The sequence below is a fragment of the Paenibacillus sp. FSL R7-0312 genome (genome assembly GCF_038004445.1).
GTDB lineage: Bacteria > Bacillota > Bacilli > Paenibacillales > Paenibacillaceae > Paenibacillus_AQ.
This window is the reverse complement of sequence record NZ_JBBORE010000001.1, coordinates 5,652,825-5,676,733: the sequence shown is the minus strand read 5'-3', so window position 1 is coordinate 5,676,733 and position 23,909 is coordinate 5,652,825. Positions and strand designations below refer to the sequence as shown.

Annotated in this window: 21 protein-coding genes; 20 read left to right on the top strand and 1 reads right to left on the bottom strand. The window is 51.6% G+C overall.

Annotated elements, in window-relative coordinates; all coding sequences use genetic code 11:
- Positions 1–50 precede the first annotated feature (50 nt).
- The 19 genes from dapF to spoVM all read left to right on the top strand — a co-directional run bounded on the left by dapF (position 51) and on the right by spoVM (position 21,613).
- Positions 51–887, top strand: a complete 837-nt coding sequence (gene dapF / locus MKX70_RS25015; protein ID WP_340841073.1) for a diaminopimelate epimerase — start codon at positions 51–53, stop codon at positions 885–887.
- Positions 888–1,138: 251 nt separating this feature from the next.
- Positions 1,139–2,455 carry an ABC transporter substrate-binding protein gene (locus tag MKX70_RS25010; protein WP_042235745.1) on the top strand — a complete coding sequence of 439 codons (1,317 nt, stop codon included), beginning with the start codon at positions 1,139–1,141 and terminating at the stop codon, positions 2,453–2,455.
- Positions 2,452–4,167: a methyl-accepting chemotaxis protein gene (locus MKX70_RS25005; protein ID WP_340841072.1), complete on the top strand. Its 1,716-nt coding sequence runs from the start codon at positions 2,452–2,454 to the stop codon at positions 4,165–4,167. Before MKX70_RS25010 ends, MKX70_RS25005 begins: the two co-directional genes overlap by 4 nt.
- Positions 4,168–4,424: 257 nt before the next feature.
- Entirely contained in the window at positions 4,425–6,299 is a 1,875-nt protein-coding gene (locus MKX70_RS25000; RefSeq protein ID WP_042235748.1) for a bifunctional homocysteine S-methyltransferase/methylenetetrahydrofolate reductase, read from the top strand.
- 38 nt (positions 6,300–6,337) lie between these two features.
- Entirely contained in the window at positions 6,338–7,234 is an 897-nt protein-coding gene (locus tag MKX70_RS24995) for a YicC/YloC family endoribonuclease (RefSeq protein ID WP_340841071.1), read from the top strand.
- Positions 7,235–7,284: 50 nt separating this feature from the next.
- On the top strand, positions 7,285–7,545 hold the full coding sequence (gene remA, locus MKX70_RS24990) for an extracellular matrix/biofilm regulator RemA (protein ID WP_006209218.1): 261 nt from the start codon (positions 7,285–7,287) through the stop codon (positions 7,543–7,545).
- A gap of 18 nt (positions 7,546–7,563) precedes the next feature.
- On the top strand, positions 7,564–8,133 hold the full coding sequence (gene gmk / locus MKX70_RS24985; RefSeq protein ID WP_039298007.1) for a guanylate kinase: 570 nt from the start codon (positions 7,564–7,566) through the stop codon (positions 8,131–8,133).
- Positions 8,134–8,187: 54 nt separating this feature from the next.
- Positions 8,188–8,391 (top strand): DNA-directed RNA polymerase subunit omega, encoded by a 204-nt coding sequence (rpoZ, locus tag MKX70_RS24980; RefSeq protein ID WP_039298009.1) that lies wholly within the window; start codon positions 8,188–8,190, stop codon positions 8,389–8,391.
- A gap of 312 nt (positions 8,392–8,703) precedes the next feature.
- Positions 8,704–9,936 carry a bifunctional phosphopantothenoylcysteine decarboxylase/phosphopantothenate--cysteine ligase CoaBC gene (gene coaBC, locus MKX70_RS24975; RefSeq protein ID WP_042235754.1) on the top strand — a complete coding sequence of 411 codons (1,233 nt, stop codon included), beginning with the start codon at positions 8,704–8,706 and terminating at the stop codon, positions 9,934–9,936.
- Positions 9,936–12,467 carry a primosomal protein N' gene (gene priA / locus MKX70_RS24970; protein ID WP_042235757.1) on the top strand — a complete coding sequence of 844 codons (2,532 nt, stop codon included), beginning with the start codon at positions 9,936–9,938 and terminating at the stop codon, positions 12,465–12,467. Before coaBC ends, priA begins: the two co-directional genes overlap by 1 nt.
- Before the next feature lie 104 nt (positions 12,468–12,571).
- A complete protein-coding gene (gene def, locus MKX70_RS24965) occupies positions 12,572–13,057 on the top strand; it encodes a peptide deformylase (RefSeq protein ID WP_042235760.1) in 486 nt (161 codons plus the stop codon).
- 5 nt (positions 13,058–13,062) lie between these two features.
- Positions 13,063–14,004, top strand: a complete 942-nt coding sequence (gene fmt / locus MKX70_RS24960; RefSeq protein WP_042235762.1) for a methionyl-tRNA formyltransferase — start codon at positions 13,063–13,065, stop codon at positions 14,002–14,004.
- Complete coding sequence (gene rsmB, locus MKX70_RS24955; protein ID WP_081956500.1) at positions 14,001–15,485, top strand: 16S rRNA (cytosine(967)-C(5))-methyltransferase RsmB; 1,485 nt, start codon at positions 14,001–14,003, stop codon at positions 15,483–15,485. Before fmt ends, rsmB begins: the two co-directional genes overlap by 4 nt.
- A gap of 151 nt (positions 15,486–15,636) precedes the next feature.
- Positions 15,637–16,677: a 23S rRNA (adenine(2503)-C(2))-methyltransferase RlmN gene (gene rlmN / locus MKX70_RS24950; RefSeq protein ID WP_042235764.1), complete on the top strand. Its 1,041-nt coding sequence runs from the start codon at positions 15,637–15,639 to the stop codon at positions 16,675–16,677.
- Between the two features lie 6 nt (positions 16,678–16,683).
- On the top strand, positions 16,684–17,460 hold the full coding sequence (locus MKX70_RS24945) for a Stp1/IreP family PP2C-type Ser/Thr phosphatase (protein ID WP_042235766.1): 777 nt from the start codon (positions 16,684–16,686) through the stop codon (positions 17,458–17,460).
- Complete coding sequence (gene pknB / locus MKX70_RS24940) at positions 17,457–19,664, top strand: Stk1 family PASTA domain-containing Ser/Thr kinase (RefSeq protein ID WP_340841070.1); 2,208 nt, start codon at positions 17,457–17,459, stop codon at positions 19,662–19,664. The genes MKX70_RS24945 and pknB overlap by 4 nt, the downstream gene beginning before the upstream one ends.
- Positions 19,665–19,782: 118 nt before the next feature.
- Entirely contained in the window at positions 19,783–20,688 is a 906-nt protein-coding gene (gene rsgA / locus MKX70_RS24935) for a ribosome small subunit-dependent GTPase A (RefSeq protein WP_042136602.1), read from the top strand.
- 4 nt (positions 20,689–20,692) lie between these two features.
- A complete protein-coding gene (gene rpe, locus MKX70_RS24930) occupies positions 20,693–21,361 on the top strand; it encodes a ribulose-phosphate 3-epimerase (RefSeq protein WP_042235769.1) in 669 nt (222 codons plus the stop codon).
- A gap of 171 nt (positions 21,362–21,532) precedes the next feature.
- Entirely contained in the window at positions 21,533–21,613 is an 81-nt protein-coding gene (gene spoVM, locus MKX70_RS24925; RefSeq protein WP_020431362.1) for a stage V sporulation protein SpoVM, read from the top strand.
- 98 nt (positions 21,614–21,711) lie between these two features.
- On the opposite strand, the gene rpmB is transcribed toward spoVM, so the two are convergent.
- Positions 21,712–21,900, bottom strand: a complete 189-nt coding sequence (gene rpmB, locus MKX70_RS24920) for a 50S ribosomal protein L28 (RefSeq protein WP_019911441.1) — start codon at positions 21,898–21,900, stop codon at positions 21,712–21,714.
- 191 nt (positions 21,901–22,091) lie between these two features.
- Between rpmB and MKX70_RS24915 the strand changes: the two genes are divergently transcribed.
- Positions 22,092–23,870, top strand: coding sequence for a DAK2 domain-containing protein (locus MKX70_RS24915; protein ID WP_340841069.1), 1,779 nt, complete (start codon positions 22,092–22,094; stop codon positions 23,868–23,870).
- Positions 23,871–23,909 lie beyond the last annotated feature (39 nt).

Here is a 23,909-nt window from a genome sequence, read left to right as displayed (position 1 = left end):
ATGAACCGGCTGGCATATTTCAAACAAAACTTTTAGGAGTGGACGATACAATGGAATTTACTAAGATGCACGGACTAGGCAATGACTTTATAGTTGTATTCGGCGAGGATGAGCTGCCGGACAATGCTTCGGAGCTGGCAGTTACGCTGTGCAACCGGTTCTTCGGCATCGGCGCTGACGGTCTGGTCTACATTCTGCCTTCAGAGCGCGGTGATTATATGATGCGTATCATGAACTCTGACGGCTCGGAAGCCGAGCAATGCGGCAATGCCATCCGCTGTGTCTCCAAATATGTGTATGAGCACGGACTGGTGGAATCGGAGCAGATTGTGATTGAAACGATTGGTGCCGGTGAACAGAAAGTGTCACTGAAGGTAAAAGATGGTGTAGTGGAGACTGTTACAGTGGATATGGGCGAGCCGGTATTGTCAGGACTGCAGATTCCTGTAGCTATCGATGCAGAGCCTGTGCTGGATCAGCCGATCGAGGCGGACGGAACGGAATTCAAATTCACTGCCGTATCCATGGGTAATCCGCATGCGGTCATTTATGTAGACGATGCAGTATCCTTCGACCTAGGCACATGGGGACCGAAGCTGGAGGTTCACCCGCTCTTCCCGCGCAAAGTAAATGTGGAGTTCGCTACCGTTGTGGACCGCGGACATGTGGATATGCGTGTCTGGGAGCGCGGCGCCGGACCTACACTGGCCTGCGGAACCGGAGCCTGTGCCACTCTGGTCTCCTCCGTACTGAACGGGGTAACGGACCGTTCAGCCTGGATCAGCCTGAAGGGCGGCGACCTGTTCATCGAGTGGGATGAGGAAGATAACCATGTGTATATGACGGGTCCTGCACAGGTGGTGTATACCGGGTCGGTGGATATTTAATCTGTCTGACCCAATTAAAGATCAACACTATAAGAGCTATTCTCAAGTGGAATATTCACTTGGAAATAGCTCTTTTTTCGTATTTATGTAGAGAGTTAACTTATGTACTATAGGATAACATTCTTATTGTTGAATAAAGTCGAATAAGTGCAGGAAAAAACAACTGGACCAACCGATATAGAGTATAAGTTTCTTACAATTAAAGAAATTTACTTTCCAGACATTGATTAGTATTAGAGAGGCGGGCATTCATGAAACACAAAAAACACAAACCAACACGTATTTCAGCAATTTTATTAACCTTTGTGATGTTCATATCACTTGTGGGCTGTGCTGGGAAAGGGAACGAAGAAGAACAGAAGTCGGATGAACCAATCACATTGAATTTTATGTGGTGGGGGAAACCAACCCGTAAGGAGATCACGTTAAAGGTTATTGAGATGTTTGAGAAAGAGAATCCCAATATAAAAATAAAAACAGAGGATTACTCTTCAACTGCCGAGGTAGCCCAAAAGTTAGCGATCGATACCGCTGAGCAAAAAACACCGGATATTATGCAGACAGACTATAATTTTGCTTTCAATTATGTCACGCATAACTTAATCGAGCCGCTCGAACCATATATAAAATCCAAGATTCTTGATCTGTCCGATGTGGATAAATCCTATCTGGCCTCCGGACAGTATGAGGGGAAGCAGTATGGCATCCCCATGGGATCGAATGCTCTCGGAATTGCATATGACCCTGCTATGTTTGAACAGTATGGCATAGAGCTGCTTCAAGATTCGTATTCTATTCAGGATCTGCAACAAACCATGCAGCAATTTAAAGACAAGGTGGAAACCCCGGGTTTTTATCCTCTGTATGCGATGTTTGATTTGCCTTACTGGTTCAGAATGAACGGCGAATCCTTTTACAATAAAGAAAAAACGGGTCTTGGTTTCAAAGATGCCACGCTGGTTGAATATCTGACCTTGACGAAAACATGGCTGGATCAGGGGCTTCTGAACCCCGGTACGAATTCATCCTCTGATGAGAAAAATGCGCTGGCAACCGGGAAAGCCGCATTTTTACAACTTGTAAGCAACCAAATGGTTTCGAACGGTGACGAAGCGGGCAGAACCCTGAAAATCATGAACCTTCCCACGGTTGAGGGGGCTGTTGCAGAAGGGAACTTTGTGAAACCTTCCATGTTCATAATGGTATCTTCTTATTCTAAACATAAAGAAGCGGCGGTTAAATTCGTTGATTTTCTCACCAATAACAAGGAAGCGAATAACATTCTTAAGGGTGACCGAGGCGTTCCGATTGCTTCTAAAATTGCTGAAGAATTATCCGGTCAGTCCACCGAACAGGGGAAAGAACAATATACATATATGAATTATATTGCTAAACACTCTACCCCAATCGATCCGCCGGCACCACTGTCTGATACAGTTGTTCAAAATGCTCTGAAAATCATACAAAAAAACCTGTATGCCGGCAGTATTACACCAGAGGCGGCTGCAAGCACGTTCAGAGCACAGGCTGAAGAGATTTTGGGGCCAAGGGGGGAGGGAAACAAGTGAACAGAATCCAGGGGTTATTTCAAGCAAAAAGTATAAAACAGCGGTTGTATGTAGGATTTGGGATTGTTTTGATTTTGCTGGTGTTTCTCGGAGCTACCGGATACATCTATCTCTCACAAATTAACGGAACCTATACCAGCCTCCTGGAAAAACAAGTGGCTACGATTGGCTTACTCAAAGATTTGAACACTACAATCGAATCTGAACATGCCAATGTATCCGATTATATTATTTCCGCAGATCCGAAAAAAATGGATGGTTATGCAGCTGCACGCCTCGAATTCACGGAACATCATGCGAAGCTGGAATCACTGATAACTGATCCCGGAAATAAGCAGATTTTGGCCGGATTAGATCTGTTGCAGCTGCAATTTATTGTAATCTCCGATCAGATGATTGACGCGAAAAATAAAGGTGAAGTAGAGAGTGTTGTTTCTATTGCGGTTAATCAAAGCGTTGTGCTTGATAAGTTTGTTGAAGTAGCCCGCAACCTGGTTACCACAGAACAGGCTGAAGCTGATAATAGAACTGCAATGGCACAGCAACATGCCAAAGATGTGAAAGCGACAATCATAGGAATCAGTATCATATCTCTAATAGCAGCAGTGGCATCCTCTGTGCTGATCAGCAGTCAGATATCCAAGCCCATTAAGCTGCTGCAGACTGCAGCTGTCCGGATTGCTGACGGCGATTTGACACTTAACGAGATTCATATCAAGAATAAGGATGAGCTTGGAGATTTGGCCATTTCCTTTAATCACATGTCGGGCAATCTGCGGCATCTGATTCAGGAGATCGGGTCTCATGCAGAGCAGGTTGCAGCTTCCGCTGAAGAACTGACAGCAGGTGCTGAGCAAACAAGCCAAGCCACTGAACATATTGCCCGCACTACTGAGAATCTGGCCCAAGGTACGGATAAACAAGTGGAAAGTATAGCCGGAAGCATGAAGATGGTAAACAGGATGAATGAACAGGCATTTTTTATTGAAGAAAGTGCCTATAGTGTGAACCAGTCCGCTATTAATGCCTCGCAAATTGTGGTTCAGGGTTCAGATGCCGTTAAATTAGCTATACTGCAAATGTCATCGATCAAGGATAACTCTACTGAGGTTGCCGTATCTGTTAAATCCCTGGGTGAGAAATCAAAGCAAATCGGTACCATTATTAACTTTATCAATGAGATTGCAGAACAGACTCATCTGTTGTCCTTGAATGCCTCTATCGAAGCGGCGCGTGCAGGAGAAGCAGGCCGAGGATTTGCAGTTGTAGCTTCTGAGGTGAAAAAGCTTGCTGACCAAACCGCTATGTCAGGAAAACAGATATCTGAGGTCATCAAGAGTATACAGGCGGAGAGCGAAATCAGCGTATCCAAGGTATTGAAGGGAGAAGAAGTGGTGCTTGTGGGCATCCGTTCGGTCACTGAAGCGGTGGAAGCTTTTGGACAAATAGAATTGGCCATGAATGGTGTGACTGCTGAGATTAGTGAAGTTTCTGAGGCCTCCAAAGAAATGTCCCTTGATACCAACAATCTGGTTACAACCTTTGAAGGGATATCTGCAATTGTTAATGCAACCTCTGATGGGACACAAAGTGTGTCAGCTTCTGCGCAGGAAACACTGGCAACGGTAGAAGAAGTCAATAGTGCATCTATGGCTCTGGCAAAAATGTCTGAAGAATTATTAGAACTGGCTGGAAAATTCAAAATTAGCTAATCCTTCATTAATTTCACAGCAAGTCTCCCACTCGGAGATTTGCTTTTTTAAAATATAAGAATTTATATGTTTCACATAATAACTTATCCTTATATTTCTCGCTGAAACGGTACCGTCCTAATAAAAGGCCGGCAAAGCCGTTTCCACTTGTTAAGGTCTGTTAAGACGTATAGCTTTTGCTTGCTAAAGCTTATCATCCATCCCGTTTTATGTTACATTAGTATGAAACTAATGACAGTATAGGGGAGGTTCTTGCGGTGAAGCCGGATTTGCGCTCTGCATGGGAGAATAACGTATTGGTCGGAGACGGGGCGATGGGAACCTTTTTATATCAAAAGGGATTTCCTGTAGGCATCTCCTATGAGGAATTGAATCTGACCTCTCCGGAGGTGATTGAGGATGTGCACCGGAGCTACATGGAAGCCGGTTCAGTCCTGCTGGAGAGTAACACATATTCGGCAAACTATGATAAGCTCTCCAAATTCGGGCTGGAAGCGAAGGTTGCGGAGATCAACCGCGCCGGGGTGAGTATTGCCCGCCGTGCAGCCGGAGAGACCGGCTATGTAGTCGGGGCTGTGGGTTCTATACGAGCCGGCAAACGGGCTAATTTATCCTCGGCTGAACTTAAGCGGTTTTTCTCGCAGCAGATTGCTGCGCTGCTGGAAGAGCAGCCGGACGGTATCATGCTGGAGACCTTTTATGATGTGGAAGAGCTTCATCTGGCGCTCCGAACCGTCCGCAAGCTCAGCGGACTTCCTGTAATCTGCCAGCTGGCTGTAGATGACTCAGCGCGCACACTGGACGGGCTTACACTGCCTGAGGCGTTCCGCATTCTGGAACAGGACGGGGCGGATGTAATCGGCTTCAACTGCAACACCGGGCCGAACGGCATCAAGCGTGCGCTGGGCACTCTTCAGGGGCGGCTTGTGCTTCCGGTATCGATCTATCCCAATGCGGGGGTAGCAGATTATGTGGACGGCCAGTACCGCTATGGGGCATCACCGGAATATTTCGGCCAGATGGCTCCGGTCTTCGCGGATATGGGCAGCCGGATCATCGGTGGATGCTGCGGCACTACTCCCCGGCATATTGCAGAAATTTCCGCTGCACTCAAGGATTATGCGATTACTCCGTTACCGGAACCTGATGAACATAGAATGGCAGAACGGATTTCTGTGCATGAGCATTTGAGTGAGGATGAAGGACAGGGCGGAGCAGAGCCGACGCTTGTGGATCTGGTGAAGGAACGGCATACAGTGATCGTAGAGCTTGATCCGCCGCGTGATCTTGACATCGCGAAGTTCATGCGGGGAGCGGAAGCGCTGCGCAGAGCCGGGGCGGATGCGCTGACGCTGGCAGATAACTCGCTTGCGGTTACCCGGATGAGCAATATGGCACTGGGACATCTGGTTCAGGCCCGTACGGGGCTGCGGCCGCTGGTGCATATTGCCTGCCGGGACCGCAATCTGATTGGTACCCAGTCGCATTTAATGGGCTTTGACGCTCTTGGCATTGACCATGTACTGGCGGTAACCGGTGATCCGGCGCGTTTCGGTGATCTGCCCGGGTCCAGCTCGATTTATGATCTGACCTCTTTTGAAATTATACGTATGATCAGACAGCTGAATGACGGTGTCGCCTTCTCGGGCAAGCCGCTCAAACAGAAGGCGAAGTTCGTGATCGGTGCTGCATTTAATCCCAATGTCAAGCATTTGGACAAGGCGGTGGAGCGGCTGGAGAAGAAGATCGCATCCGGTGCGGATTACATTATGACCCAGCCTGTCTATGATCCTGAATTAATTGCCCGGATTGCCAAAGCCACAGAGCATCTGGATATTCCGATTTTTATCGGAATCATGCCGCTGGCCAGCGGCCGGAACGCTGAATATCTCCATAATGAGGTTCCGGGAATTCAGCTCTCCCCCGAGGTCCGCAGCCGCATGCAGGGACTGGAAGGCGAAGCGGGGCGCGCGGAAGGCGTGCTCATTGCCAAGGAGCTGCTGGATGCGGCGACTGCGCATTTTAACGGCATCTATCTGATTACACCCTTTATGTTCTATGATATGAGTGTACAGCTGCTGGAGTATGTCTGGGCGAAGCAGGGACGCAGATTGTCCCCCTTGTTTCGCTAGTAAGAATCAATTACAATAGTGTAATGGATGTGATTCCGTTGTCATTTAGTATGACCGGATACGGTCAGTCATCCCTGCAATTCGGTGGACACAAGATTAGTTTCGAAGTCAAATCGGTGAATAACCGTTACTGCGAAGTTGTGCTGCGGATGCCCCGGGATTGGACGGGTTATGAGGATATGGTGCGGCGGCTGGTTCAAGCCCATATCAAACGGGGACGGGTAGATGTCATCATTAATAGGGAACTCACTGAGGGTGCGGCTGACGCGCATGCGCTGAACCGTACTCTGGTGAAGTCCTATCTGGACGCAGCTGGGGCCTTAAGACAGGAGTATGGATTCCAGGGAGAGTTGACTCTCCGTGATATACTTTCTATGCCCGGTGTTATGGAATTCAAGGAAGAGATTCCGACTACTGCTGCGGATCCTACTGAAGAAGTTGCAGAGCTCCTCGAGAAGGGGCTCCGCCTTAGTCTGGAGGCCCTGCTGGAGATGCGTGCCCGCGAGGGCGGGTATCTGGCTGCTGATCTGTCACGCCGGCTTGACCGACTGGAGAAGCTGCATGCCGGGATAACCGGGCTTGCGCCTCTGGTTGTGCATGAATACCGCGAGAAGCTGCGGCAGCGGCTCAGCGGACTGAATGACGGGAACTTCCCATGGGATGAGCATAAATTCGGCATGGACATTGCTATTTTCGCCGACCGCTGCAGTATAGATGAGGAGCTTACCCGGCTGTACAGTCATTTCGGGCAATGCAGGGCTTTGCTGCTTGGCAGTGAACCTGCAGGACGCAAACTTGATTTTCTCATTCAGGAGATGAACAGGGAGACCAACACCATCGGGTCCAAGTGCAATCATCTGGACATCGTGAATCTCACGCTTGACATGAAAGCGGAGCTTGAGAAGATACGCGAGCAAGCGGCGAATTTAGAATAACAGGACCTGAAACAAGCAAAGATGTAACTTATGGGGGGAACAACCGGAACATGGCAATCAAATTAATCAACATCGGCTTTGGGAATATCGTGTCGGCCAACCGCATTATTTCCATTGTCAGCCCGGAATCTGCACCGATCAAACGAATTATTCAGGAGGCCAGAGACCGGCATATGCTGATCGACGCCACCTACGGAAGACGGACGCGGGCCGTCATCATTACAGACAGCGACCACGTCATTCTCTCGGCCGTTCAGCCGGAGACCGTTGCTCACCGCCTATCCAGCAAAGATGACGATAACGACGAATAACAACAAATGGAGTGTACTATGTCAAAAGGATTGCTGATCATATTATCCGGCCCTTCCGGCGTCGGCAAAGGTACGGTATGCACTGCGCTGCGGCCGAAGATGCCTGAACTCGTCTATTCCGTTTCCGCCACCACGCGTTCACCGCGTGCAGGTGAAGAGAACGGCGTCAATTATTTTTTCAAATCCAGAGAGCAGTTTGCGGACATGATTGAAGGTGACCAGCTGCTCGAATATGCGGAGTACGTAGGCAATTATTACGGTACTCCGCGTGACTTTGTGGAGAGAACACTCGAGAGCGGAAGAGATATTATTCTGGAAATCGAGGTTCAGGGAGCTCTCAAAGTCAAAGACAAATTCCCGGAAGGCATCTTTGTCTTCCTTCTTCCTCCGTCGATGGACGAGTTGAAGGACCGTATCCGCGGACGCGGTACGGAGCATCCTGATGTGATTAATCACCGCATGTCTGTTGCAGAGGATGAGATCGGCCTGATCCGGCATTATGATTACGCAGTAGTGAATGACGAGATCGATCTGGCCTGCAAGCGAATAGAAAGCATTATTATCGCCGAACATTGTAAGGTGAGATGACAGGCTCTACAGGATTGGTTCATATTTACAGTAAAAGATGAAGAGGTGTCTTACATGCTATATCCATCCATTGACGAACTGGTGACCAAGGTCGACAGCAAGTATTCCCTGGTTGTCGCTTCAGCCCGCCGGGCTAGAGCACTCCGTGAAGGCGGAAAGACTGATATCAAGAACCCGAGATCGCACAAGTATGTTGGTGTTGCGCTTGAAGAGATCTATGAAGACCGCATTATCGTAACCCGCGGCGACGAAGAATAGTCTCAAGGTTCCGGCTCAAGGCTCACAGCAGAAACGGAAACCATCCCGCTTAGGGATGGCGCAGCCGTTTCTTCTTGAGTTAAGCCAGTTAAGCTGCACAATGAAATAGATAATGGCCCGCACCGGGCTGTTCCTGACAACCGGAAGGTTGTTATTTTTTTCTCTATTTATAAGGGAATTTAGTTCCTTTATTCAAAAAACTAAATGAAATCTATACAGCTTCCTTTTGACGTAAATATGAAGATTTTCATTTCTTCTTTTCATAGCGGCATATACAATGGGCACAGATTGAGGTACAGGGGGGAGATCAGTTTGAAGAGTTTACAAGGAAAGTCGATTATACTCGGAATTACAGGAGGCATTGCTGCCTATAAGGCGGCGGCCCTCACCAGCAAGCTTACCCAGCAAGGCGCCGAGGTTCATGTTATTATGACTGCTTCGGCAAAGCAGTTCATTACGGAGCTGACACTGCAGTCATTGTCCAAGCAGAGGGTATACAGCGATACTTTTCAGGAACGCGACCCGTCCTCCATCTCGCATATTGATCTGGCGGATTCGGCCGATCTGGTCTTGATCGCACCGGCTACCGCAAATATTATTGCCAAAATGGCGCACGGGCTGGCAGATGATATGCTGTCTACTACACTTCTTGCCGCTACAGCTCCTGTAATGGTGGCCCCTGCGATGAATGTTCACATGTATCAGCATCCGGCGGTACTCAGCAATATCGATACACTATACAACCGGGGGGTACACTTTATTGAACCGGGCGAAGGACTGCTGGCCTGCGGTTACGTGGGCAAAGGGCGGATGGAAGAGCCGGAAGCGATCGTGAAGGTTGTGGAGAACTTCTTTGCGCTGCAGAACGACAAGAAATCCGGCCCGCTCGCTGGTAAAAAGGTAGTTGTTACCGCTGGCGGTACGGTTGAACGTATCGATCCTGTCCGGTACATTTCCAATGATTCCTCCGGAAAAATGGGCTTCGCGCTGGCGCGGGCAGCACGCGCCATGGGGGCAGAGGTCACCTTGATCGCCGCGCGTACGGATGAAGCGCCGCCGCGAGATGCCGATATCCGGCTGGTCCGCGTGGAATCGGCGCAGGATATGTATGAAGCGGTCACGGAACGCTGGGCCGATTGCGACATTCTCATTAAAGCGGCTGCTGTCGCAGATTACCGCCCGAGACACAGCGCGGAGTCCAAGATCAAAAAGAGTGGTGACACCATGACCCTTGAACTGGTGAAGACTACGGATATTCTGGAGAGTCTCGGCAAAATGAAGGATAAGCAGTTCCTGATCGGGTTTGCCGCCGAAACCGGGAATGCGGAATACTACGCCAAAGACAAGCTGGTGCGCAAGAATCTTGATCTGATTGTAGCCAACGATGTTGCAGTGGAAGGTGCCGGATTCGGCACAGATACCAATATTGTGTCAGTCTATGATGCAGACGGTCTGGTTCTGGATCTTCCCTTAGCCTCCAAGGATGAGGTAGCGCGCCGGGTGCTGCAGCTCGCTGCTGAGCGTGTTGCCGGAGCCTTGTTATAATGGATATTGCCAAGGTCATAGTCGATGTTCCTGTGCGCAGCACCGACCGGCCGTTTGATTATTTGATTCCCGATTCACTGAAGCTTTGGATTGAAGTAGGCAGCAGAGTGGCAGTTCCGTTTGGACCCCGGACCGTTCAGGGCTTTGTTGTATCCCTGGAGTCGGGAGAGACCGGCAGTGTATCAAGAATGAAGCCGATTGTGGAAGTGCTCGATCTGCTGCCTCCGCTGTCGCCGGAGCTGGTTGAGCTGGGCGACTGGATAAGTCAAAGATATGCTTGCAGACGGATCTCCGCACTGCAGGCTATGCTTCCGACTGCCTTGAAGGGAAAAGCCGAGCGGCTGATCTCACTGGGTGATACAGAGGCAGCAGCCTATACTCCCGGAGATGAGCTGTTTCCGCTTTTCCTGGAGGCAGACAACGAAGAGCAGGAGATTACTGACTTCGTCAGACGTCACGGGGAAGTATCCATGAAGCTGCTGACCCGTACCTTCCCGGAGGCTGCTGAGACTGTAAAGTTCATGGTGCGGCGCGGGGTGCTGGCGGAGAGCCAGTCGATCAAGGACAAGATGGGCAAGAAGAAGCTGAAGGCGGTTGATTTGGCCATAGGCCTCTCGGCAGCACGCGAATCCCTGTCCGGCTTCCCGGCACGTTCGGCGCGCCAGAAGGAAATTCTGTCTTTCCTGATCGATATGGAGGCAACACTTCCCATGCCGCTCAAGGATGTGCTATCGGTTCTTCAGGTAACGGCCGGCACGGTTAAGGCTCTGGAGGACAAAGGGTATATTGAGATTAGTGAAATTGAAGTATACCGCGACCCCTATCAGGGACGCGATTTCAAGCCGAGCACACCCTTGCCGCTGACAGCGGAGCAAGAGGTTGTCTATAAGCGGATTGTGGGAACTGTTGAGCAGCAAACGCATGAAGTCTTCTTGTTGCATGGGGTAACGGGCAGCGGGAAGACGGAGATTTATCTGCAGTGCATTCAGCGCTGTGTTGAGCAAGGGCGTCAGGCTGTAGTGCTGGTGCCGGAAATTGCCCTGACTCCACAGATGGTTGAACGGTTCAAAGGCCGGTTCGGCAGCGGGGTGGCGGTAATGCACAGCCGGCTGTCTGTCGGCGAACGCTACGACGAATGGCGCAAGATCCGTGAGGGTAAAGCGATGGTTGCTGTCGGCGCACGCTCGGCAGTGTTTGCTCCGTTCGCCAATCTGGGCCTCATAATCATGGATGAAGAGCATGAAGGCTCTTATAAGCAGGAAGAAAATCCGAAATATCATGCCCGTGATGTCGCGGTCCGCCGGGCACAGCAGGGCGGGGCAGTAGTGATTCTGGGCTCGGCTACGCCTTCGCTGGAGAGCTATCACGCAGCCAGATCACAGAGCGACATTCATTTCTCGCCTATCCTGCTGGAGATGCCCAGCCGGGCACTCGGCAACGAGCTGCCCAAGGTGGCGGTGGTCGACATGCGGGACGAGCTGAAGGAAGGCAACCGCTCGATGTTCAGCCGCAGGCTGCATGCTGCGCTGGTGAGTAGGCTGGAACGCGGGGAGCAGACGGTGCTTCTATTGAACCGCAGAGGGTTCTCAACCTTCGTCATGTGCCGGAGCTGCGGATATGTCGCCGGTTGTCCGGAATGCGACATCTCGCTGACTTATCATAGCCGCAGTGACAATCTGCGTTGCCACTACTGCGGCCATGCCGAGCCGGCACCCAAGCTGTGTCCCGAATGCGGCAGCGAGCATATCCGCTTCTTCGGGACAGGGACCCAGCGGGTTGAAGAGGAGCTGGGCAAGCTGTTTCCGGGTATCCGCGTCATCCGCATGGATGTGGATACAACCACAGAGAAGGGTTCACATGAGAAGCTGCTCAACCAGTTCAGGGATAAGAAGGCCGATGTCCTGCTGGGAACGCAGATGGTGGCTAAGGGACTTGACTTCCCCGATGTTACACTGGTCGGTGTAATCACTGCGGACTCGGCGCTGAACCTGCCGGATTTCCGGGCGGCCGAGAAGACCTTCCAGCTGCTCACACAGGTTGCCGGAAGAGCGGGCAGACATCAGCTCCCCGGTGAAGTGGTGGTGCAGTCTTATACACCGGAGCATTATTCGATTATACATGCCAGCGGTCATGACTACAGGTCGTTCGTGCGAGATGAGCTGAAGCACCGCAAGGAGCTGCATTATCCGCCGTATTGCCGGCTGATTCTGGTTACGCTATCGCATGAGCAGCTTCCGCTGCTGCTGAAGCTGGCGGAGAATTATGCCCTGAATATCCAGGGCAAAGCAAGGCAGCTGCGCTGGTATGGAAGCCTGGACAAGCTCTCCTCGGATGCACTGGATCTGCTGGGTCCGGTAGCGTCACCCTTGCCGCGGCTCAAAGGCCGTTACAGATTCCAGTGTATTATCAAATGGCGCGGTGCGATTGATGCGATCGGACTGGCCCGTCAGGTGGCCGAGGAGCTAGAGGACTCTGTCCGTGACAAAGGACTGCAGATCAGCATTGATGTGGACCCGCAGATGTTGATGTAATCTCACGGCGTGTTACAATGGGTAAGGTGTTTTACTATGAAATGAAAGAATGATTTCATTTTATATACTATAGACATGTTCAGAACAAGGATGGTGTTTTTGTAATGGCAATCAGGCTGATCGTGAAAGAACCGGATGAAGTATTACACAAGAAAGCTAAGACCGTAACAACCGTAACCCCGAACGTGCAAAAACTGCTCGACGATATGGCGGATACGATGTATGACGCGGAAGGTGTTGGTCTCGCAGCTCCGCAGGTTGGAATTCTAAAGCGTCTAATCGTAATCGATGCCGATGAAGAGCATGGATTGATCAAGCTGATTAACCCTGAGATTATCAGTATGGACGGGGAGCAGTTCGGACCTGAAGGCTGCCTGAGTATCCCCGGCCTGAACGGCGATGTACGCCGTGCAGAGACAGTAACCGTACGTGGTCTGGACCGTGAAGGCAACGAAATTACAATTACCGGAAGCGGATTGCTTGCACGGGCTTTTCAGCATGAAATCGATCACCTAAACGGTGTGCTGTTCACGGATATCGCCGAGAAGGTATATGAGTATACAGCAGAACGCAGTGAAACTGAGGAGTGAATGAAATGAAGATAGTGTTCATGGGAACGCCGGCTTTTGCGGTACCCTCCCTGCGGATGCTGCTGGAGGAGGGCTATGAGGTAGTCGCAGTGGTTACCCAGCCGGACCGTCCGCAAGGACGCAAGAAGACGCTTGCCCCTTCACCTGTGAAAGAGGCTGCACTTGAACTGGGCTTGCCGGTTCTTCAGCCGGAACGGATGCGGCGCCCGGAGGCGGTAGCTGAACTGGCTGCCTATGAGCCGGATCTGATTGTTACAGCGGCTTACGGGCAGATTCTGCCGAAAAGTGTGCTGGAGCTGCCGAAGAACGGATGTGTGAATGTCCATGGCTCACTGCTGCCGAAATACCGCGGCGGCGCCCCGATCCAGCGCTGCATCATTAACGGTGAGAAGGTAACGGGTGTGACGCTGATGTATATGGCTGAAGGACTGGATACCGGAGATATGATCTCGCGGGTAGAGGTGCCGATTGAGGACGAGGATACCTCAGGCACCATGTTCGGGAAGCTGAGCATTGCCGGACGTGATTTACTGAAGGCGGAAATGCCGCGCCTCGCGGCTGGACGTGTAGAGGCGACGGTGCAGGATGACAGCGAAGCAACTTATGCGCCGAATCTAAGCCGCGAAGATGAACGGATCGACTGGACGGCCGGGTCACTGGCAACCTATAACCGTATCCGCGGGCTGGTACCATTCTCGGGTGCCTTCACCCTATGGAATGACGAGACCTTCAAGGTATGGGCGGCGGCGAAGCCGGATAACGGCAGTTCCACCGGCGGCAATGCTGCTCCGGGTACAGTGCTGTCTGTAAGCGAACGCGGGGTTGAAGTGAAGACCGGCGACGGGATTCTCCTGTTGACAACCGTACAGCCTGCCGGCAAAAAAGCGATGAGTGCGGCAGATTTCAGCCGCGGCGCAAGTCTTAAGCCCGGCACGGTGCTGGGTTGAGCGCGGGCGGCAAAGGCGGCGGACCGCGTAATCCTTCTGGCGGCAATACATCAGCGGCTTCCGGGAGCTCAGCTCCGGGTGGTCAAGCCAGAGGAGCAGGCAAGAAGAAGCCGGGCGGCAAACCGCCGGCGGCAGCTTCTGCACGCGAGGTTGCGCTTGATGTTCTTGTCCGCGTAGAGCAGCAGGGGGCCTACAGCAATCTGCTGCTCGGCAGCAGCCTGCAGAAAGGCGCTCTCAGCCGTGAAGATACCGGACTGGCTACGGAGCTGGTGTATGGCACGATCTCACGGATGATTACTCTGGATTATGTTCTGGAGGGTTTTGTGAGCAAGGGAGTAGCTAAGCTTCAGCCTTGGGTGCGTAATTTGCTGCGTCTGAGCCTGTACCAGATTATGTATCTGGACCGGGTTCCTTCGCATGCAGCCGTTAATGAGGCTGTGAATATAGCCAAGAAACGCGGCCATCAGGGTATTTCCGGCATGGTTAACGGCGTGCTTCGAAGCGTGCTGCGGGCCGGGGAACTACCGGTGTTGCCGGAGGGGCTCAGCAGGGAAGAGCGGATCTCTATTGTTCATTCCCATCCGCTCTGGATGGTGCAGCGCTGGTCTGCGGAATATGGCACAGACACGGCGGAGGCCATGTGTGCTGCGAATAACGAAGCGCCTGCGGTCAGCGTCCGCGTCAATACAACTATGATCAGCCGTGAGGCGCTGCTGGCCGAGATGCTCGAAGCGGGTCTTGAGGCCTCTGAATCGAAGGTTAGCCCCTTCGGGGTGATTGTTAAGGGCGGCGGCAATATGGCTCTGACTTCCTGGTACAGGGACGGGTATCTCTCAGTGCAGGATGAAAGCTCCATGCTGGTGGCTGAGGTTGTAGCTCCTGAAGCAGGAATGAAGGTGCTGGACTGCTGCGCCGCTCCCGGAGGCAAAAGCGCGCATATGGGCGAGTTGATGAAGGACGAAGGAGCTATACTGGCCAATGATCTGCATGAGCATAAGGCGAAGCTTATCGCAGATCAGGCGGCCCGTCTGGGTCTGGAATGCATCGCCACCTTAAGCGGCGACGCACTGCAGTTGGGTGCCGTTCTTCAGCCGGAATCCTTCGACCGGATTCTGCTGGATGCCCCTTGCTCGGGGCTTGGAGTGATCCGGCGCAAGCCGGATCTGAAGTGGCGGAAGCAGCCCGGAGATGTGGACAGCGTAGCTGCGCTGCAGCATGAACTGCTGCAGTCGGTCGCCGGGCTCCTTAAGCCTGGCGGTGTACTGGTCTACAGCACCTGCACTACCGAGCAGGTGGAGAACGGCCGGATTATCGGGGAGTTCCTGGAGCATAATCCCGGGTTCGCTCCGGTCAGCTTCAAGACCGCCGTCTGGGGACGGCTTGAGGGAACCGCAATTGCCGCAGGCGATGGAATACAGCTGCTTCCCCATCATTTTGGAAGCGACGGATTCTATATTGCCCGGCTGGAGCGACTCTCGTAATATAGTGATTTCTGCATGGAATTACAGCTTCCCGCCCCGCAGAGGTTTTGCGCGGCGGGCTTTTCTTTTACCGGCTCTGGAATTTGTGTTAAAATAGGAAGAATGAGAAATAATACGCATATAATTTACGAAAGAACAGGTGCTAATAACAATGAAACCTTTAATATATGATTTTTCTTTAGAAGAGTTGCAGCAGTGGGCCAAGGATAACGGAGAGCCGGCTTTTCGCGGCGGACAGATTTTTGACTGGCTGTATGTGAAGCGGGTCAATGAATTTGAATCCATGAGCAATCTCTCCAAGGCACTGCGCGGCAAGCTGGTGGAACAATTCAGTATTTCGGCACTGACCGAAATTACGAAGCTGGAATCCAAAGACGGTACTGTGAAATTCCTGTTCGGTCTGCATGATGATCATGCGATTGAGACAGTTATTATGAAGCACAATTACGGCAACAGCGTATGTGTAACTACCCAGGTGGGCTGCCGGATCGGCTGTACCTTCTGCGCGTCTACGCTTGGAGGTCTGAAGCGTGATCTGACCGCAGGGGAGATTGTGGCCCAGGTAGTGCGTTCCCAGCAGATTCTTGATGCCCGCGGCGAACGCGTCAGCAGCATTGTTATCATGGGCACCGGCGAACCTTTCGAGAACTACGACGCAACCATGAGATTCCTGCGCCTCATGATCCATGAGAAGGGTCTGAATATTGGCCAGCGCCATATTACAGTATCGACCAGCGGGATTGTGCCGAATATTTACAAGTTTGCTGACGAAGATACGCAGATCAATCTGGCGATCTCGATTCATGCGCCTAATGATACGCTCCGTTCCAAGCTGATGCCGGTTAACCGTCGCTATCCGTTTGATGATGTAATCGAGTCATTGCGCTACTATCAGGCCAAGACAGGCCGCCGGATCAGCTTCGAATATGCCTTGATCGGCGGAGTGAACGATCAGCCTGAGCATGCCGAGGAATTAGCGGGTGTGCTTAAGACCATGCTCTGCCATGTGAACCTGATTCCGGTTAACCATGTGCCTGAGCGCAAGTATGTACGGACTTCCCGCAATGATATCTTTGAATTTCAGCGTATACTGGCCGATCATGGCGTGAACGTTACGATCCGCCGTGAGCAAGGCCATGATATTGCGGCCGCATGCGGTCAGCTGCGTGCCAAACATATGGAGTTGGGGTGAGGATATTTGATCAGAACAGTTCAAGCCAGCGACATTGGCCGGGTACGTACCGTCAATGAGGATTCGGTCTGGATCGGCGCTACGCGCCACGGTTATACCCTCGGCATTATAGCCGACGGGATGGGTGGACATTTGGCTGGCGATACCGCGAGCAGAATTGCGCTGGAGACGGTCAGGAACATTCTGGACCAGCTTCAGCCTGATCTTCCGGAGGCAGAGCTGAAGGAGGCACTGTCAGCCGCCATATTGGAAGCCAATCACACGGTCCACAAAGAGGCTCAAAGCGATGAGAAATACCACAACATGGGGACTACCATCGTAGCTGCTCTACTGAAAGGGTCAGCGGGATACATCGGCCATATCGGAGACAGCAGGGCATATCTCATTCAGGACGGTGCTGCAATACAACTAACCGAGGACCATACGCTGGTCAATGAGCTGTTCAAGAACGGCCAGATCAGCCTGGAGGAGCTGGGCAGCCATCCGCGCCGTAATGTGCTGACCCGGGCTCTGGGGACGGATGCCGTGGTGTCTGCAGATCTGGCTTCTGTTATGCTTGCGCCTCAGGAGCTTCTGCTGCTGTGCAGCGACGGACTCAGCAATTTCGTCAGCCCCGAGCATATGGCCAAGGTAGCCGGAATTCATGAGATTTCTCTGGAAGAAAGAGCGGATCGATTACTTCAGCTGGCATTGCTTGCCGGCGGCAACGATAATATCAGCGTTGCTATGTTAGAACACCAAGGAGAGGCCGCAGTGCCCGAGACAAAGGAGTGGGATAGATGATCGGTCACGAATTGGGCGGCCGCTACCAAGTCATCGAACGGATCGGTGGAGGTGGCATGGCGCTCGTCTACAGAGCCCATGACATTCTGCTCAACCGGAATGTTGCTATCAAAGTATTGCGCAACCAGTTTGTGCATGATGAGGAATTCATCCGCCGGTTCCGGCGGGAGGCGCAATCAGCTGCATCGTTATCTCATCCAAATGTAGTCAGCATTTACGATGTCGGCCAGGAAGATGAAGTCCATTATATTGTTATGGAATATATTGAAGGCAAGAATCTTAACGAAATCATTAAAGAGCGGGCTCCGCTGCAGGTTGACGAGTCCGTGCGGATTGCATCACAAATTTGTGATGCGCTTGATCATGCGCATCTGAATCAGATTATTCACCGCGATATTAAACCTCATAATATTCTGATCGGCCGTAATGGCCGGGTTAAAGTAACGGATTTCGGGATTGCCCGGGCGGTTACGTCCACTACCATAACCCAGACGGGTTCCGTGGTCGGTTCCGTGCATTATTTCTCGCCTGAGCATGCCAAAGGCGTGACCACAGGAGAGAAGAGCGACCTCTATTCTCTGGGAATCGTGCTCTATCAGATGCTTACCGGGGTGCTGCCTTTTCTGGGGGAAAGCCCGATTAGTGTAGCGCTGAAGCATCTGCAGGAGGAATTTGAGGAGCCGCGCCTGCTGAATCCGCTGATTCCGCAAAGCGTGGAGAATGTAATCCTGAGATCCATGCGCAAGAATCCGGAAGAAAGGTATCAGTCCGCCAAGCAAATGCTGCAGGATCTGGAGACCTGTCTGCTGCCAGAACGGCGGAGCGAGTCCAAGGTCTTATTCGATGACGAAGAGGACGAGGACAGAACGCGGGTAATTCCTGCAATCAAACCGCTCCAGCGGGGGCTGGGCAGCCGTGGCGGCGGTGGAGAGGAACGTGTCCGCAGTATGGAGGATGCTCCGCCTCCTCCACCCGGCAAGCGCAAATCGGGCCGCGCGGCGCTGTGGATCAGTCTTACCCTTATCCTGCTGATCGCCATGGGCGGGGTCGTCTGGTATGTCAACTCCAAATTGTCCGTGGATGAAGTGGCGGTGCCGGTTGTTACCGGTATTTCATTTGAGCAAGCCAAAGCTGCCCTAGAAGAGGTGGGCTTGTTCGCAGAGGAGCCGCCCGTGCAGGCGTACAACCCGAATTTTGCAGAGAATATCGTCTGGAAACAGAGCAAGACTGACACGATGGTCAAGGAAGGAACGCATATTATCCTTACGGTAAGTACCGCCAAGGTTCTGCCTAAGCTTAAGGATGTTTCTAATATGAGCTATGACGATGCAGTTAAGGAACTAATTGCACTGGGAATTGCACAGGATAGAATCAGCAGTCCGGACGAACGTTTCAGTGAAGAATTTGACAAGGGCAAAGTAATCAGCTCTGAGCCTGCAGCAAATAGTGAGTATGATCCTGAGACTGTAACGGTTAAGCTAATCGTGAGCAAGGGCGAAGAGAGCACGAATATGCCGGGCCTCCTTGGAATGACGGAGAAGGAAGCCAAAGCAGCGATTGAGAAAGCCGGCCTTGTGCTGGATGAGATTAAGGAAGAGCCAAGCTTCACTTATGAGAAGGGCGAAGTCACGAAGCAGTGGGCATATGAGGAAGGGGATCAGGTTCCCCCTGGAGAGAAAATAACCATTTACCTCAGTTCAGGTTATCCTCCGGAAGCACTGGAATATACCTTTAACGTACCGGTTGCACCTGCAGTGGACGGACAGAAGAGCAAAATCCGTATTGTCTTTGCAGATGCGCGTAATAATGGCGAGAACCAGGAGTGGGGTACACGCACGATTGGCAAAAGTCAGACCTTATCCGTGAACATGGTGCTTGCTCCCAACAAGGACGGAATGGTGTCTGTATACCGGGACGGGGAATTCCTCGAGACTTATCCTATAACTTACGTGGATGTCAAGAATAATAATGTGCAGACGCCTGAACCGCCTCCGGTTCAGACTCAGGCACCTGAGCCGACCGTTACACCTACTGAGGCTCCGGTTGAGCCGACGATCGAACCTGAGATTCTGCCGCCGGGCACCGGAGAGGGCAACGAGACAGGTACAGGTGATCAGACGGGCTTCGTACCAGGTAAAGACAACAATAATAAACTGCTTGCCGCTTCCCCTGGAAATGGCAAGGGCAAGGGCAAAAATAAATAAAAAGAGATAAGCTTCAGCGGGGCGGTGGCAACACCATTACAGCTGGAGCGGCGAAATGACCCGGGGGATCCAATCTTGGGTCATTTGCGCAAAATCAGGAGAGGAAGGCTTAATATGTATGCCTGAAGGAATCATTATCAAAGCGCTGAGCGGATATTACTATGTGAAGCCGCTTAAGGATGGACTCATCGCAACGGAGGAACAGGCTGTACAATGCCGGGGACGCGGAATACTGAAGAAAAGAGGAATAGCCCCTCTGGTAGGTGACCGGATTATCTATATGCTGACCGAGAACGGGGAGGGGATGGTGGATGAACTGCTCCCCCGTGACTCTGAACTGATCCGTCCGCAGGTAGCGAACGTGAAGCTGGCCGTACTGCTGTTCTCTGTACGGGAACCGGATATGAACCTCAACCTGCTGGACAAATTTCTCGTTCACATCGAGCATTCAGGACTGGACACGCTGATTGTATTGACCAAGCAGGATCTGGCGGATGATGAGGGCCAGGCTACAGAAGCAGTCAAAGCTCTCTATGAACAAATTGGCTATGAAGTAATGGTTACGAGCTCACTAAACGGATCAGGTGCTGATGAGCTGCGGAAGCGATTGGGCGGAATCATCAGCGTATTCTCAGGCCAGTCCGGCGTAGGAAAGTCAACCCTGCTGAACCGCCTCGTACCTGGCCTTGAGCTGGAGACAGGTGAAATCAGTATGCGGCTTGGCCGCGGGCGTCATACGACGCGTCACGTTGAATTGATGGATATCGGGAATGGCGGTTTCGTGGCCGATACACCAGGTTTCAGCCAGCTGGACTTTCTGGAGCTGGGTGTGGATGAATTGTCCGAATGCTTCCGTGAGTTCGCTTCCTATGCGGAGAATTGCAAATTCCGCGGCTGCAGCCATCTTCACGAACCGGGCTGCAAGGTGATAGAAGCATTGCAGGCTGGAGAGATTGCGGATAGCCGCTATGAGCATTACAAGCTGTTCTACAACGAAATGAAAGATAAAAAGCGGAGGTACTAAACACATGGTTATTATTGCTCCTTCCATATTGTCGGCAGATTTTGCCGCACTTGGCGCAGAAGTCAAGGAAGCCGAAGCCAGCGGTGCAGACTGGATTCATGTAGATGTGATGGACGGTCATTTTGTGCCGAATATAACCCTGGGTCCTGCCATAGTGGCAGCGGTCAAGGCTCATACTTCCTTGCCGCTGGATGTTCATCTGATGATCGAGAATCCGGAACGGTATATTGCTGATTTTGCCGCCGCAGGGGCGGCTGTAATTACCGTCCATGCCGAAGCTTGTGTACACCTGGACCGGGTGGTTCATCAGATCAAGGAGCTCGGCCTGATGGCCGGTGTGGCGATTAATCCGGGTACTCCAGCAGCGGCTGTGCGTGAGGTTCTCGAGGATGTTGATCTGGTGCTGGTCATGACAGTGAATCCGGGATTTGGCGGACAAGCCTTCATTCCGCGTACGCTGCATAAGATTACACAGCTAAGAGAATGGGCCGGTGAGATGAATCACAAGGGGCTGCGCATTGAGGTGGACGGAGGAATTGCCGAGGCTACAGCGCCACTCGTGGCTCAAGCAGGGGCAGATGTATTAGTAGCGGGCAATGCGGTCTTCGGACGCAGTGACCGTGCAGGTGCAATCCGGGCGATCCGCGAGGCGGCGGATGGTGCTGTCCTTTAATCCGGAGTGCTTAGGTATAGGCCAAGTTATACCCGCATAAATATGGTTACATGAGCAGAAATCTCATGTAGCCTTTTTTTGTACAATAAGGGAGGTCTGCAGTTCGTTGGCATACACATCATGACAGGATAGTCTCCTACTGCATGGCATGAATTGATGGGAGGGTTAATCATGAAATTTTACACGTTCAAGCTGCCAAGATTTTTGGGAGGTTTTGTTAAAGCGATTTTGAACACTTTTCAGAAGAGCTGAGCGAGGCAGAACAGAAAACATGAAAAAAAGCACCTTACGAATGTAAAGGGTGCTTTTTGCTTCATATGAGATATCGCTAGGTCTAGGATAATCCAAGACTAAACGCGTTCAACTTTACCGGCTTTCAAAGCACGGGTGCTGACGTACACGCGTTTCGGTTTGCCGTTCACTAGGATACGGACCTTCTGAACGTTAACTCCCCAAGAGCGACGGTTGCGGTTGTTTGCGTGAGACACGTGGTTGCCGCTGCCCGGTTTCTTGCCTGTTACTGTACATTTGCGGGACATAGATTACACCTCCTTGTTACTTACACCTGCGTAAAACAATACTTAAATATAATATCACAGCAAAATTTGCTACGTCAACCGATTCAAAAACATTTATTTCTTTAGACTCTTATAGTACAATATAAATTAGTGCATTATGTCCAGTTAATCATAGAATTGATTAGGCATGAAGTTAGGAAGGGGAATTCTCATTGAGTAAGCGTTCTATAAACGGGACAGATTTTACCGCAATGGTACTCGCCGGTGCGGAAAAGCTGCAGCAGCATGCGGAGCATGTCAATTCTTTAAATGTTTTTCCGGTTCCGGATGGAGACACGGGAACAAACATGAATTTGACGATGACCGCTGGCGCGAATGAATTGAAGAAAAATAATACTGCCTCTGTAGGCCAATGTGCAGGAGTACTCTCCAAAGGACTCTTGATGGGCGCGCGGGGGAACTCCGGCGTTATTTTGTCGCAGTTATTCAGAGGTCTTGGACGTTATGCAGCCCAATATGAAGAATTGAACACGCAGCAGTTCGCTGCAGCACTGCAGACTGGCGTTGATACAGCCTACAAAGCAGTGGTTAAACCGGTTGAAGGCACGATTCTTACCGTCGCCAAGGAAGCTGCGAGACATGCAGTGTATTATGCGCGCCGTACAACGGATGTTACTGAGCTGATGACCGAGGTTTTGGCCAAAGCCAAGGAAGCGCTAGCCAATACACCTGAACTTCTGCCTGTGCTCAAGCAGGTCGGTGTTGTGGATTCCGGCGGGCAGGGTCTGGTCTACATCTATGAAGGTTTCCACCAGTATCTGACCAGCGGATCAGCCGCTGTACAGACACCTGTACAAGGACAAGCCTCAGTTCCTGCACCAATTCCTGCAGCAGTACTGACTAAACCTGAGAACGTATTGTCCTCCGTACAGTCTTCCGCCCAATCCCAGCTTTCTACGGAAGACATCGAATTTTTATATGATATGGAATTTTTCATCAACCGCCAGCTTGGCGCATCTGTGAAATCAGATTTTGATGAGGAAGTTTTTCGGAAAGCGTTGTCAGTTAACGGTGACTCCATCATCGTAATTTCGGATGATGAGACCATCAAGGTGCATGTGCACTCGAAGACTCCCGGCGAGGTGCTTAACCTGGCGCTGCTGCATGGTGAGATCACACAGATTCACATTCTTAATATGCGTGAGCAGCACCGCGATCTGTTGACAGCCGGAATGGATATTGCTCCAATGCCGGATGTATTCGCCGATATTCCGGAAGAGAAGGCCAGCATACAGTCGCCGGCAGTTCCTCCTGCGGATGATCTGGCGCCATACGGCTTCATCGCAGTCTCTTCGGGAGATGGAATCTCTGATATCTTCCGCAGCCTTGGCGTGGATGCCATCCTGGCCGGCGGCCAGACGATGAACCCGAGCACGGAGGATTTCGTTAATGCGATTTCTTCTATTTCAGCGAAGCATATCTACATTTTGCCGAATAACTCCAATATAGTACTGGCTGCGCAGCAGGCCAAGGAGCTGCTGGAAGGCGAACGTGACATCACGGTTATCCCTAGCAAGAGTATTCCCCAGGGAATCTCGGCCGCCTTTGCTTTCCAGGAAGAGGAAGCGGTAGATGCCAACACGAGCAATATACTGGAGGCAATCGCACAGGTCAAATCGGGACAGGTTACCAATGCCGTGCGGGATACAGTCATTGAAGAGCTGGAGATCAAAGCCGGGCAGTATATCGGAATCTCGAACTCCAAGATCGTTGCTGCCGCCGATGAACTGCTTGCTGTAAGCAAGCAGCTGCTGGCTAGCATGCTGGTGAACGGTGACGAGATTGTAACGGTGCTGACAGGTGCAGATACCGAAGCAGACGTTACAGATTCCCTCAGCACATGGCTGGAAGAAACGTATCCGCAGGTTGAAGTAGAAGTTCATGATGGAGGCCAGCCGCTGTATTACTATCTTTTCTCAGTGGAGCCATAGACATCTTAGACCTAAGCAAGCAGAGTGGATCAGCTAATC